A 13,363-nucleotide genomic window follows, 5' to 3' on the forward strand; every position below is an offset into this window, starting at 1 on the left:
CGGGGACCAGCCGCCGGCGCCCCGCGGGGTGCCGGGACGGAGCGTGGGAAGACCGGGCGCGGCGTCCGCCGCGAGCCGGCACGGTGCCGTGCGCGGAACCCGCCCGTCCCCGTCGTCGGTGGCGCGTGCGAGGATCGGAGACGTACTTCACACGTGTACCCGAAGGAGAGTGCGCGATGGCGACGAAGCCGCCGAAGGGCGATCCGGTCCAGGACGCGCCGCAGGTCAGCGAGCCCCAGCACGCAGCGGCGGGCCTGCCGGCCATCGGGCACTCCCTGCGCATGGCCCAGCAGCAGATGGGGGTGCGGCGCACGGCACTGACGCTGCTGCGGGTGAACCAGAAGGACGGCTTCGACTGCCCGGGCTGCGCCTGGCCGGAACCGGACCGGCGGCACGCGGCGGAGTTCTGCGAGAACGGCGCGAAAGCGGTCGCCGAGGAGGCCACGCTACGCCGGGTCACCCCGGAGTTCTTCGCCGCGCACCCCGTCACGGATCTCGCCGCCCGCAGCGGGTACTGGCTGGGGCAGCAGGGCCGCCTGACGCACCCCATGTACCTGCCCGAGGGCGCCGACCACTACGAGCCGGTCACCTGGGAGCGCGCCTTCGACATCATCGCCGAGGAGATCACCGGCCTGGGCTCCCCCGACGAGGCCGTCTTCTACACCTCGGGCCGTACCAGCAACGAGGCCGCGTTCCTCTATCAGCTGTTCGCCCGGGAACTGGGCACCAACAACCTCCCCGACTGCTCCAACATGTGCCACGAGTCGTCCGGCTCGGCGCTGTCGGAGACGCTCGGCGTCGGCAAGGGCAGTGTGCTCCTGGAGGACCTGTACCAGGCCGACCTGATCATCGTCGCCGGGCAGAACCCCGGCACGAACCACCCGCGCATGCTCTCCGCACTGGAGAAGGCCAAGGCCAACGGCGCGAGGATCATCAGCGTCAATCCGCTGCCCGAGGCCGGTCTGGAGCGGTTCAAGAACCCGCAGACCCCCAGGGGTCTCACCGCCGGGGCCGCGCTGACCGACCTGTTCCTGCAGATCCGCATCGGCGGCGACCAGGCCCTCTTCCGTCTCCTGAACAAGCTGGTCGTCGAGACCGAGGGAGCGGTCGACGAGGCCTTCGTCCGCGAGCACACCCACGGCTACGAGGAGTTCGCCGAGGCGGCCCGGGCCGCCGACTGGGACGAGACGCTCGCCGCCACCGGGCTCACCCGCGCGGAGATCGACCGGGCGCTGGCGATGGTGCTCGCCTCCCGGCGCACCATCGTCTGCTGGGCCATGGGTCTCACCCAGCACAAGCACTCCGTGCCGACCATCCGCGAGGTGGTCAACCTCCTGCTGCTGCGCGGCGCCATCGGCCGACCCGGCGCGGGTGTCTGCCCGGTGCGCGGGCACTCCAACGTGCAGGGCGACCGCACCATGGGCATCTTCGAGCGGCCCGCGCCGGCGTTCCTGGACGCGCTGGAGAAGGAGTTCGGCTTCGCCCCGCCGCGCGAGCACGGGTACGACGTCGTCCGGGCCATCCGCGCGCTGCGGGACGGTGACGCGAAGGTGTTCTTCGCGATGGGCGGCAACTTCGTCTCCGCCTCTCCCGACACGGACGTCACCGAGGCGGCCGTGCGCCGCGCCCGGCTGACCGTGCACGTGTCGACGAAGCTGAACCGCTCGCACGTGGTGACGGGCGCGCGTGCGCTCATCCTGCCCGCCCTCGGCCGCACCGAGCGAGACCGGCAGGGCAGCGGCGAGCAGTTCGTGACGGTCGAGGACTCCATGGGCATGGTGCACGCCTCCCGGGGGCGGCTGGAGCCCGCGGGCCCGCGGCTGCTGTCCGAGCCGGCCATCGTGTGCCGCCTCGCCCGCCGGGTGCTCGGCGAACGCAGCGTGGTGCCGTGGGAGGAGTTCGAGAGGGACTACGCCGCGATCCGGGACCGCATCGCGCGCGTGGTTCCCGGCTTCGAGGACTTCAACGCGCGCGTGGCGCGTCCCGGCGGCTTCGCGCTGCCCCACGCGCCCCGCGACGAGCGCCGCTTCCCGACCGCCACCGGGAAGGCCAACTTCACGGCGGCACCCGTGGAGTACCCGCGACTGCCGCAGGGCCGGCTGCTGCTGCAGACACTGCGCTCACACGACCAGTACAACACCACGATCTACGGCCTCGACGACCGCTACCGGGGCATCAGCAACGGCCGCCGGGTCGTCCTGGTGCACCCCGAGGACGCGCGGGAGCTGGGCGTGGCCGACGGGTCCTACGTCGACCTCGTCGGCGAGTGGAAGGACGGCGTGGAGCGGCGGGCACCCGGCTTCCGGGTGGTGCACTACCCGACGGCCCGGGGCTGCGCCGCGGCCTATTACCCGGAGACGAACGTACTGGTCCCGCTGGACGCCACCGCGGACACCAGCAACACCCCGGCCAGCAAGTCCGTGGTGGTCCGTCTGGAACAATCGGCGACCGACTGAGCGTTTGCTTAAGTCACCGCTGTACCTGGATCGACGGATCGACGGATCGACGAATGGAGCCGGGCCCCATGGGCGAGCAGCAGCACGTGAAGTTCCCGCAAGAGGTCATCGACGAGTACGCCGCCCTGGGCGTCGACCTCCGGGCCCTGTTCTCGGCGGGCCACCTCGGCACCCGCATGGGCGTGCAGATCCTGGAGGCCTCCGCCGACCGCGTCGTCGGCACGATGCCGGTGGAGGGCAACACCCAGCCCTACGGGCTGCTGCACGGCGGCGCGTCCGCCGTCCTCGCCGAGACCCTCGGCTCCGTCGGCTCGATGCTGCACGGAGGAACGCGGAAGATCGCGGTAGGCGTCGACCTGAACTGCACCCACCACCGCGGTGTCCGCTCCGGTCTGGTCACCGGCGTCGCGACGCCCGTGCACCGCGGGCGCACCACGGCGACCTACGAGATAGTCATCAGCGACGAGCAGGGCCGCCGCGTGTGCAGTGCCCGTCTGACCTGCCTGCTGCGCGACGTCGCACCGGACGACGGCGCCCCCGCCCGCACGGGGGGCTGATCCTCACACGCCGGACCCGGGGGCCGGGGACCACGCTCCCGGCTCCCGAAGCCGCACAGCCGCAGCGCTGGGGCGTTCCGCAGCCGGGCCGGGACCCGCTCACAGGCGGCTCCCACCCGGTGCGCCGCGGGACGCCCCGATCGGAGCGGCCGGACAGCACCGCGCACCGGACCGGCCGGGCGGGGTCCGCCCCGTCTCCCGGCGCGGGGGCACGCGGGAGAGGCTCGCGCACCAAGCCGGGGCGCGGATCGGCGTGAGTGTCCGGACCGCGCCGCTCCTCCGGGGTCCCGAGCCCCACCGCTCGGGGCGTCACGCCCCAACTCCCTTCGGCGGCAGTGCCACAGGCTCCGAGCAGTGCGCACGCCGCCGGCCGCGGCGCCCTCCGCGACGTACCCCGCACCGCGGCCGGGCGTCAATCCCCGGCAGCAGCGAACCGGCCAACTTCCGTCCGAACACGCAGCGTTCGGACAGGCACGCTCGCCCCGCCCCCGTAGGGTTCGGATGACTGACCATCAGACTCCGTACACACAGGGTGAGTTGAATGCGCAACAGGTGGACGGACAAGGGCCGATCCCCCGGCGCGCCTTTCCGGACAAAGTCAGTTTCCCGACGCAAGATCACCATCACCTTGCATGTCACGGAATGCGGGAAAGTGCCAAGGAATGCCAGATTCCCTTTCGCGGACGTAACCCTGTGTAATGCGCGCGCAATGGGTGACCCCCACTTCGACACCGGCACCCCTCCCCCACGCGACCTGCACGGACCGCGCAAGTCGCCCGCAGCAACGAATCCAGGTAATCACCAAAACCCCTGAGACGCCTGAACAGATCATGGCCAGTCCTGCGTGTTCTCACCATGCGGACAGGGCGAATCGGCCGTAATTCCGCTGTTCCCCCCACTCAGTACCGCTCTGCATTACGCCGTGTCATAACAAGAGCGTCACAGCCTTCGTCAGACCCTCCTCGACTTCCCCACACCCGCTTAGAGTCACGCCCAGTCACCGCGCCGTGGGAATGTCACTTCGGCCCGGCGCTCGACTCGGCCGCCTCCACGGGGATGCGGTTGTGCCAGCGGAAAGGACAGATCGTGCGTCAACGTTCGCTCATCGCCATCACCGCCGCGCTGGCGGCGGGAGCTCTCACCCTCACCGCTTGCGGCTCGCGCGACGGCGACGGCGGCTCGAAATCCGGAAGCGGCGGCACCACCAAGGTCGTCATCGGTGTCGACGCCCCGCTCACGGGCGACCTGTCCGCAATCGGCCTCGGCATCAAGAACTCCGTCGACCTGGCCGTCAAGCAGGCCAACAAGCAGAAGCTCGTCGACGGCGTCACCTTCGAGACCCAGGCCCTGGACGACCAGGCCCAGCCCTCGTCCGGGCAGCAGAACGCCGTCAAGCTCGTCGCCGACAAGAACGTCCTCGGCGTCGTCGGCCCGCTGAACTCCTCCGTCGCCGAGTCCATGCAGAAGGTCTTCGACGACGCCAAGCTGGTCGAGGTCTCCCCGGCCAACACCAACCCCGCCCTCACCCAGGGCACCAACTGGGCGACCAGCAAGGCCCGCACCTACAAGTCGTACTTCCGCACCGCGACCACGGACGCCATCCAGGGCCCGTTCGCCGCGCAGTACGTCTTCAACAAGGCCAAGAAGAAGAAGGTCTTCGTCATCGACGACAAGAAGACCTACGGCGCCGGCCTCGCCGGCACCTTCACCGACGAGTTCAAGAAGCTCGGCGGCACCGTCGCGGGCACCGAGCACATCAACCCCGACGCCAAGGACTTCTCCGCGGTCGCGACCAAGGTCAAGAACTCCGGCGCCGACGTCGTCTACTACGGCGGCGAGTACCCGCAGGCCGGCCCGCTCAGCAAGCAGATCAAGGCCGCCGGGGCGAAGATCCCGGTCGTCGGCGGCGACGCCCTGTACGACCCGACGTACATCAACCTGGCGGGCGCCACCAGCAACGGTGACCTGGCCACGTCCGTCGGCGCCCCGCTCGACGAGCTCCCCTCCGCCAAGGAATTCCTCGACAACTACAAGGCCGGCGGCTACAAGGAGGCGTACGGCGCCTACGGCGGCTACGCCTACGACTCCGCCTGGGCGATCATCGAGGCCGTCAAGAAGGTCGTCGAGGACAACGGCGGCAAGCTGCCCTCCGACGCCCGCGCCAAGGTCACGGACGCCATGCAGGGCATCTCCTTCGACGGAGTGACGGGCAAGGTCTCCTTCGACGAATACGGTGACACCACCAACAAGCAGCTCACCGTCTACGCCGTCGAGAACGGCGCCTGGAAGACCGTGGAGTCCGGTACCTACAGCGGTAGCTGACCCCCACCCGCACCACACCTGAGCCGCGCGGGGCGCTGTTCCACTGGCGCCCCGCGCGGACTCGCATCCGGACAAATCACTCCCCGGACATACGGCCCATCCGTCGAACATCCGAAGTCTCGGAGGACATGCGGTGAACGAACTGCCGCAGCAGCTGGTCAACGGCCTGCTACTGGGATCCATGTACGGGCTGGTCGCCATCGGCTACACAATGGTCTACGGCATCGTCCAGCTCATCAACTTCGCCCACGGCGAGATTTTCATGACCGGCGCCTTCGGGGCGTTCACGGTCTACATGTACGTCCTGCCCGACGGCACCTCCATGGCAATCGCCCTGCCGCTCATGCTCATCGGCGGCATCATCGTCGCCGTCCTCGTCGCCGTCGGGGCGGAACGGTTCGCCTACCGCCCCCTGCGCGGCGCCCCCCGCCTCGCCCCCCTCATCACCGCCATCGGCCTCTCCCTCGCCCTCCAGCAGGGCGTATGGGCCTGGTACCCCGACGCCAAGTCGGCCCTGTCGTTCCCCCAGATCAAGGGCGGCCCCTTCGAGATCGGCAACGTCACCATCCAGACCGGTGACATCTTCCTGATCATCGCAGCCCCCCTCAGCATGGCGGTCCTCGCCTACTTCGTCATGCGCACCCGCACCGGCCGCGGCATGCAGGCCACCGCGCAGGACCCCGACACCGCCAAGCTCATGGGCGTCAACACCGACCGCATCATCGTGATCGCCTTCGCCCTCGGCGCGGCCTTCGCGGCGGTCGGCGGCATGGCCTACGGCCTCAAGTACGGCCAGATCGACTTCCGCATGGGCTTCATCCTCGGTCTCAAGGCCTTCACCGCAGCCGTCCTCGGCGGCATCGGCAACATCTACGGCGCCATGATCGGCGGCATCGTCCTCGGTGTGGCCGAAGCCCTGTCCACCGCCTACGTCGGCGACATCCCCGGCATGGACAAGTTCGGCAGCCAGTCCTGGGCAGACGTCTGGGCGTTCGTACTCCTCATCCTCGTGCTCCTCTTCAGGCCACAAGGCCTGCTCGGCGAGCGCGTCGCGGACAGGGCGTGACACCGATGACCACACAGACCACCGTTCCCGAAACCCCCAGCACCCCCGCCGCACCCGCCCCCAGCGGCCTCATCGGCGGCATCCCCCCGGCGATCGCCCGCGCCCTCACCACCGGCGGCGGCGTCCTCGCGGTCGTCTCCGCCTTCCTCGCCTGGACCTGGACCGCCGACTTCCCCGGCGACCTCACCGTCTACGGCTACCCGGGCGGACTCCAGGTCCTCGTCCTCATCGGCGGCATCCTCACCACGCTCTTCGCCCTCTCCTCCTACCAGGTCAAGGGCCTGCGCTGGCTGACCCCCGCAGGTGCCGACGGCGCCCTCAAGCTCGCCGCCCTCGGCACCTTCGCCACCGCCTGGTACACCGTCATCGCCATCACTGCCCAACTCGGCGGCCTGGTCAACCTGGAGCCCGGCGGCTGGCTCGTCGCCGTCGCCACCCTCCTCTCCGTCACGGGCGCCGCCGCCCTGCCGTTCGAGCGCCCCGAACCGGAGCCCTTCGACCCCGACGACACCGGCTGGGAGTCCTTCCGCCACCAGACGCGCCACGGCGCCGCCGTCCTGCGAGCGGCCGTCTCCTCCGGCACCCCCACCCCGGCCCGCAGGCTGCCCGCCTACGCCGAGATCCTCGTCATCGTCGCCGCCATGGCCCTCGGCCTGATCGTCTTCACCTACGGCATCGGCACCGAGTACGACGAACTGTTCATCGGCTTCCTCATCACCGTCGGCTTCTGCTTCACCGCCCTCGCCAAGTCCGGCCTGATCAGTCGTGTCTCGGCCATCACCGCCCGGCACCGCACCATCACCATGGCCGGCGCCTTCATCGCCGCCGCCCTCTTCCCCTTCACCCAGTCCGACGACCAGTACGCGACCATCGGCGTCTACATCCTCATCTTCGCCACCGTCGCCCTCGGCCTGAACATCGTCGTCGGCCTCGCCGGCCTGCTCGACCTCGGCTACGTCGCCTTCCTCGGCGTCGGCGCCTACACCGCCGCCCTGGTCTCCGGCTCCCCCGCCTCACCGCTCCACGTCCACTTCCCCTTCTGGGCCTCGGCCCTCCTCGGCGGAGCCGTCGCCATGGTCTTCGGCGTCGTCATCGGCGCCCCGACCCTGCGACTGCGCGGCGACTACCTCGCCATCGTCACCCTCGGCTTCGGTGAGATCTTCCGCGTCACCGTCCTCAACCTGGACGGCACCTCCGGCCCCGACATCACCAACGGCTCCAACGGCATCTCCTCCATCCCGAACCTGAACATCCTCGGCTTCGACTTCGGCCAGGAACACAACATCCTCGGGTTCACCATCGCCCGCTTCGCCAACTACTTCCTGCTGATGCTGCTCATCACGCTCATCGTGGTCGTGGTCTTCCGGCGCAGCAGCGACTCCCGCATCGGCCGCGCCTGGGTCGCCATCCGCGAGGACGAGACCGCCGCCCTCGCCATGGGCATCAACGGCTTCCGCGTCAAGCTCATCGCCTTCGCCCTCGGCGCCACCCTCGCCGGCCTCGCCGGCGCCGTACAGGCACACGTCACCTACACCGTGACCCCCGAGCAGTACCAGTTCGCCCACGTCGTGCCGCCCAACTCGGCCTTCCTGCTCGCCGCGGTCGTCCTCGGCGGCATGGGCACCATCAGCGGACCCCTCGTCGGCGCCGCACTGCTCTACCTCATCCCCGCCAAGCTCCAGTTCATGGGCGACTACCAGCTCTTCGCCTTCGGTCTCGCCCTCGTGCTGCTGATGCGCTTCCGCCCCGAGGGACTCATCCCCAACCGGCGCCGCCAGCTGGAGTTCCACGAAGAGGCCGAAGCGCCCACCGCGCTGAGCAAGACAGGGGCCTGACCAGAGATGACCACCCACACCACCACCAGCGGCGAGACCGTCCTCGACGCACGCGGCGTCACCATGCGCTTCGGCGGCCTCACCGCCGTCCGCGGCGTCGACCTCACCGTCAACAGCGGCGAGATCGTCGGCCTCATCGGCCCCAACGGCGCCGGCAAGACCACCTTCTTCAACTGCCTGACCGGCCTCTACATCCCCACCGAGGGCGAAGTCCGCTACCGGGGCGACGTCCTGCCGCCCAAGTCCTTCAAGGTCACCGCGGCCGGAATCGCCCGCACCTTCCAGAACATCCGCCTGTTCGCCAACATGACCGTGCTGGAGAACGTCCTCGTGGGCCGCCACACGCGGACCCGGGAAGGCCTCTGGTCGGCCCTGCTGCGCGGCCCCGGATTCCACAGGGCCGAGCGGGCCTCCCGCGACCGCGCCATGGAACTGCTGGAGTTCGTCGGCCTCGCGGAGAAGGCCGGACACCTCTCACGCAACCTCCCCTACGGCGAACAGCGCAAGCTCGAGATCGCACGCGCCCTCGCCAGCGAACCCGGCCTGCTCCTGCTCGACGAGCCCACCGCCGGCATGAACCCCCAGGAGACCCGCGCCACCGAGGAACTGGTCTTCGCCATCCGCGACAAGGGCATCGCCGTCCTCGTCATCGAGCACGACATGCGGTTCATCTTCAACCTCTGCGACCGCGTCGCCGTCCTCGTCCAGGGCGAGAAACTCGTCGAGGGCGACAGCGCCACCGTCCAGGGCGACGAACGCGTCGTCGCCGCCTACCTCGGCGAACCCTACGAAGGCGACCCCGGGCAGGACGAGGCAGCCGAGGTCGAGGCAGCCGAAGCCCACGCCGCACGGGCCCACACCGCCGGCACCGAAGCCGAGGCCACCGAAGCCGAGACCCCCGAGGCCGAAGCCACCGAGGCGGAGACCCCCGAGGTCGAGACCGCCGAAGCCGAAGCAGACGCCGAGGCCACCACGGACGCCGCGCCCGGCAAGGAGAACGACCGATGACCACCCTCCTCGAAGTCGAAGACCTCCGGGTCGCCTACGGCAAGATCGAAGCCGTCAAGGGCATCTCCTTCAAGGTCGACGCCGGCGAGGTCGTCACCCTCATCGGCACCAACGGCGCCGGCAAGACCACCACCCTGCGCACCCTCTCCGGACTGCTCAAGCCCGTCGGCGGCCAGATCAAGTTCAACGGCAAATCGCTCAAGAAGAGCCCCGCCCACCAGATCGTCCAACTGGGACTCGCCCACTCCCCCGAGGGACGGCACATCTTCCCCCGCATGACGATCGAGGACAACCTCCGCCTCGGCGCCTTCCTCCGCAACGACCGGCAGGGCATCGAGAAGGACATCCAGCGCGCCTACGACCTCTTCCCCATCCTGGGCGAACGCAGGAAGCAGGCCGCCGGCACCCTCTCCGGCGGCGAGCAGCAGATGCTCGCCATGGGCCGCGCGCTCATGTCCCAGCCCAAGCTGCTCATGCTCGACGAACCCTCGATGGGCCTCTCCCCCATCATGATGCAGAAGATCATGGCCACCATCGCCGAACTCAAGTCACAGGGCACCACGATCCTGCTCGTCGAACAGAACGCCCAGGCCGCCCTGTCCCTGGCCGACCACGGCCACGTCATGGAGATCGGCAAGATCGTCCTGTCCGGCACCGGCCAGGACCTCCTCCACGACGAGTCCGTCCGCAAGGCCTACCTCGGCGAGGACTGACCCCTCACCACACGGGCGAGGCCCCGCACCCGGGTGGGGTGCGGGGCCTCGCCCACATCGAAGAGGTCACTTCCCCTTCGCGGCCTTCTTCTCGTCCGCGTCCTGGATGACCGCCTCCGCGACCTGCTGCATCGACATCCGCCTGTCCATCGACGTCTTCTGGATCCACCGGAACGCCGCCGGCTCCGTCAACCCGTACTCCGTCTGGAGAATCGACTTCGCCCGGTCCACCAGCTTGCGCGTCTCCAGGCGCAGCGTGAGGTCCGCGACCTCGTTCTCCAGCTCCTTCAGCTCGGTGAACCGCGACACCGCCATCTCGATCGCCGGCACCACGTCGCTCTTGCTGAACGGCTTCACCAGATACGCCATCGCACCCGCGTCCCGCGCCCGCTCCACCAGATCGCGCTGCGAGAACGCGGTCAGCATCAGCACCGGCGCGATACGCTCCTCGGCGATCTTCTCGGCCGCGGAGATACCGTCGAGCCTGGGCATCTTCACGTCGAGGATCACCAGGTCCGGCCGGTGCTCCCGGGCGAGTTCCACGGCCTGCTCGCCGTCACCGGCCTCACCGACGACCGTGTAGCCCTCCTCCTCCAGCATCTCCTTGAGGTCGAGCCGGATCAGGGCCTCGTCCTCGGCGATGACGACACGGGTCGTCAGCGGGGGAACGTGCGACTTGTCGTCGTCGGGCACGTCTACGGGCTGGGGCGACTCGGGGGTCACGGAAGCTCCTTGTTCGGGCAGGGTACTGCTGACAAGAGCCTACCCAGCTGGGGTAAGGTGGGGACACGGCGGGTAACCGTCAACCTTTGTTTTAGAGGGAGCCCCGGTAGCCCAGCGGCAGAGGCAATGGTCTCAAACACCATACAGCGTCGGTTCGAATCCGACCCGGGGTACTTTTCCTCCGAATTCAAGGTCGCCAATGAGAAGCGGATTTTCACCTTCTCGTGAGTATCCGCTGTTTGCCGCCTGCTGCCGCAATCGGCTCCGCGCAGTGAGCAGATGTACGACCTCAGCACCCGCAGGCGAGCGCCGGCTCTGACGGCGCAGGGACGCAGCCTCAATTCGGTCAGCCTGGAGCTGGGCATCTCACGATCCGCGATCCGCGCCTGGCAGCAGCGCCTCGAACCCCTACCCGGCAAGGCATCGGCGGACCCGGGCCCACCCTCCGACAACCTCGCCCACGCCTATCTCCTCGGCCTCCATCTGGGGGACGGCTGCCTCCGTGGCGCTCATGGACGCCCACGTCGGCCCCAAGTACTGAAGCTGAAGCTGAAGCAGCACCCGGGGCCCCGGTGTCCGGGGCCCTGTCCGTCACCTCGGACTGTCATCCTCGCCGATACGGCGGACGCGGACCATGTTGGTCGACCCGGAGACGCCGGGCGGGGAGCCGGCGGTGATGACCACCGTGTCGCCCTTCTCGCAGCGGCCGTGGCGCAGCAGCAGCTCGTCGACCTGGTCGACCATGGCATCGGTGGAGTCGACGTGGGGACCGAGGAAGGTCTCCACGCCCCAGGTGAGGCTCAGCTCGGAGCGGGTCGCCGGGTCGGGCGTGAAGGCGAGGAGCGGGATCGGGGAGCGGTAGCGGGAGAGGCGGCGGGCCGTGTCGCCGGACTGGGTGAAGGCGACGAGGAACTTCGCGTCCAGGAAGTCCCCGGTCTCGGCTGCGGCACGGGCGACGGCGCCGCCCTGGGTGCGGGGTTTGCTGCTCTCGGTGAGGGGTGAGAGGCCCTGGGCGAGGAGGCCCTCCTCGGCGGCTTCGATGATCTTCGCCATGGTGCCGACGGTTTCGACGGCGTACTTGCCCACGCTGGTCTCGCCGGAGAGCATCACCGCGTCCGTGCCGTCGAGGACGGCGTTGGCCACGTCGCTGGCCTCGGCTCGGGTCGGGCGGGAGTTGTCGATCATGGAGTCGAGCATCTGGGTGGCGACGATGACCGGTTTGGCGTTGCGCCTGGCGAGTTTGACGGCGCGCTTCTGGACGATGGGGACCTGTTCGAGGGGCATTTCCACGCCGAGGTCCCCGCGGGCGACCATGATGCCGTCGAAGGCGGCGACGATGTCGTCGATGGTGTCGACGGCCTGGGGTTTCTCGACCTTGGCGATCACGGGGAGGCGGCGGCCCTCCTCGTCCATGACGCGGTGCACGTCCTTGATGTCGTGGCCGCTGCGGACGAAGGAGAGGGCGATGACGTCGAAGCCGGTGCGCAGGGCCCAGCGGAGGTCTTCCTGGTCCTTTTCCGACAGGGCGGGGACGGAGACGGCGACGCCGGGGAGGTTGAGGCCCTTGTTGTCGGAGACCATGCCGCCTTCGACCACGCGGGTGCGGACGCGGGGGCCGTCGATGCCGGTGACCTGGAGGCAGACCTTGCCGTCGTCCACGAGGATGCGTTCGCCGGGGGTGACGTCGGTGGCGAGGCCGCTGTGGGTGGTGCCGCACTGGTCGTGGTCGCCTTCGGCGCCCTCTTCGACGGTGATGGTGAAGGTGTCGCCGCGTTCGAGGAGTACGGGGCCTTCGGTGAAGCGTCCGAGTCGGATCTTCGGGCCCTGAAGGTCCGCGAGGATGCCGACGCTGCGGCCGGTTTCGTCGGCTGCTTTGCGTACGCGCCGGTAGCGCTCCTCGTGTTCGGCGTGGGTGCCGTGGCTGAGGTTGAACCGGGCGACGTCCATTCCGGCGTCGACCAGGGCTTTGATCTGGTCGTACGAGTCGGTGGCGGGGCCCAGAGTACAGACGATCTTTGCTCGACGCATGGTGCGAGCCTATGGCTTACCGATGGGTAGCGAATTGGGTGGGCGTGACGACTCAACAACCTTTGGGTGAAGGGTTATTGACAAGTGTTGAATTGTGCGCGGAGGTGCTCCGATGAGCATGGGGGGCTTCCGGGCGCTCGTTCGGATGGTGTTCCGTATTTCTGTTCGGGGGTGTTCCGGGGGCGTGCGCGGGCGGTTTCCGGTGGCTGTCCGTCGTGCATTCCGTTGCCCCTCCGGGGAGTTCCGGGTGCCCCTCGGGGTGTCCGGGTGCCGCGTGCGTTCCCGCTCCGTTCAGGTCCGCGGGTCCGGCGGTGTTCGGGGCCGAGGGAGAAGGCACCGGTGTCGATGGGATCGACCGCCGGTCCGTACTCCTTCAGCGGGGCGAGGACGGTGGTGTTGCGTCGGGTGACATCGCCGGGGGTGGTGCGATGGTCCCGGGCGTGGACGGTGATGGTGATCCGGGCGATCTCGGGGGCGACTTCGAGGTGCGCTTCGCCGCGGACGGTGATGTGGGGGCCCTGGGTGCCGTGGGGGACGGCGGCCTGGGTCATACGGGCCACTGTGTCATGGGTTGGCAGGTTACGGTCCGTCAGACTCACAGGTCGGGTCATGTAATCGCAACGTGCGGGGCCTGTTGTCGCCGGTCGTGTCCGGG

Annotated in this window: 10 protein-coding genes, 1 tRNA gene and 1 pseudogene; 9 read left to right on the forward strand and 3 right to left on the reverse strand. The window is 69.3% G+C overall.

All coding sequences use genetic code 11. The features are described 5' to 3' along the window. The first annotated feature begins 176 nt into the window (after positions 1 to 176). From I3F54_RS05965 to I3F54_RS05995, 7 genes are all read left to right on the forward strand, one after another. The gene (locus I3F54_RS05965) at positions 177 to 2,456 is read left to right on the forward strand and encodes an FdhF/YdeP family oxidoreductase (RefSeq protein ID WP_240117545.1); all 2,280 of its coding nucleotides are present in this window, start codon (positions 177 to 179) and stop codon (positions 2,454 to 2,456) included. A gap of 68 nt (positions 2,457 to 2,524) precedes the next feature. Further along, on the forward strand, positions 2,525 to 3,013 hold the full coding sequence (locus I3F54_RS05970; protein WP_240117546.1) for a hotdog fold thioesterase: 489 nt from the start codon (positions 2,525 to 2,527) through the stop codon (positions 3,011 to 3,013). Between the two features lie 1,086 nt (positions 3,014 to 4,099). Next, on the forward strand, positions 4,100 to 5,335 hold the full coding sequence (locus tag I3F54_RS05975) for a branched-chain amino acid ABC transporter substrate-binding protein (protein ID WP_240117547.1): 1,236 nt from the start codon (positions 4,100 to 4,102) through the stop codon (positions 5,333 to 5,335). A 133-nt stretch (positions 5,336 to 5,468) separates the two neighbouring features. Further along, complete coding sequence (locus I3F54_RS05980; protein WP_240117548.1) at positions 5,469 to 6,401, forward strand: branched-chain amino acid ABC transporter permease; 933 nt, start codon at positions 5,469 to 5,471, stop codon at positions 6,399 to 6,401. Between the two features lie 5 nt (positions 6,402 to 6,406). Next, positions 6,407 to 8,236 (forward strand): branched-chain amino acid ABC transporter permease, encoded by a 1,830-nt coding sequence (locus tag I3F54_RS05985; RefSeq protein WP_240117549.1) that lies wholly within the window; start codon positions 6,407 to 6,409, stop codon positions 8,234 to 8,236. Positions 8,237 to 8,242: 6 nt separating this feature from the next. After that, positions 8,243 to 9,244, forward strand: a complete 1,002-nt coding sequence (locus tag I3F54_RS05990) for an ABC transporter ATP-binding protein (RefSeq protein WP_240117550.1) — start codon at positions 8,243 to 8,245, stop codon at positions 9,242 to 9,244. Further along, positions 9,241 to 9,957, forward strand: a complete 717-nt coding sequence (locus I3F54_RS05995) for an ABC transporter ATP-binding protein (protein ID WP_240117551.1) — start codon at positions 9,241 to 9,243, stop codon at positions 9,955 to 9,957. The genes I3F54_RS05990 and I3F54_RS05995 overlap by 4 nt, the downstream gene beginning before the upstream one ends. Before the next feature lie 66 nt (positions 9,958 to 10,023). Here the strand turns inward: I3F54_RS05995 and I3F54_RS06000 are convergent, their stop codons facing one another. Further along, the gene (locus tag I3F54_RS06000; RefSeq protein ID WP_240117552.1) at positions 10,024 to 10,680 is read right to left on the reverse strand and encodes an ANTAR domain-containing response regulator; all 657 of its coding nucleotides are present in this window, start codon (positions 10,678 to 10,680) and stop codon (positions 10,024 to 10,026) included. 100 nt (positions 10,681 to 10,780) lie between these two features. Here I3F54_RS06000 and I3F54_RS06005 point away from each other — a divergent pair. Together I3F54_RS06005 and I3F54_RS06010 are read left to right on the forward strand one after the other, a co-directional pair. After that, positions 10,781 to 10,853: transfer RNA gene (locus I3F54_RS06005), tRNA-Leu, on the forward strand. Positions 10,854 to 10,959: 106 nt separating this feature from the next. Then, positions 10,960 to 11,193: pseudogene (locus I3F54_RS06010) on the forward strand (helix-turn-helix domain-containing protein); the annotation flags it as partial. A gap of 78 nt (positions 11,194 to 11,271) precedes the next feature. Here I3F54_RS06010 and pyk read toward each other — a convergent pair. Together pyk and I3F54_RS32340 are read right to left on the reverse strand one after the other, a co-directional pair. After that, a complete protein-coding gene (pyk, locus tag I3F54_RS06015; protein WP_240117553.1) occupies positions 11,272 to 12,708 on the reverse strand; it encodes a pyruvate kinase in 1,437 nt (478 codons plus the stop codon). A gap of 74 nt (positions 12,709 to 12,782) precedes the next feature. Next, complete coding sequence (locus I3F54_RS32340; protein WP_308373172.1) at positions 12,783 to 13,319, reverse strand: SIMPL domain-containing protein; 537 nt, start codon at positions 13,317 to 13,319, stop codon at positions 12,783 to 12,785. Between the last annotated feature and the right edge of the window lie 44 nt (positions 13,320 to 13,363).

This window comes from Streptomyces sp. MUM 2J (assembly GCF_022414535.1).
Lineage (GTDB): Bacteria > Actinomycetota > Actinomycetes > Streptomycetales > Streptomycetaceae > Streptomyces.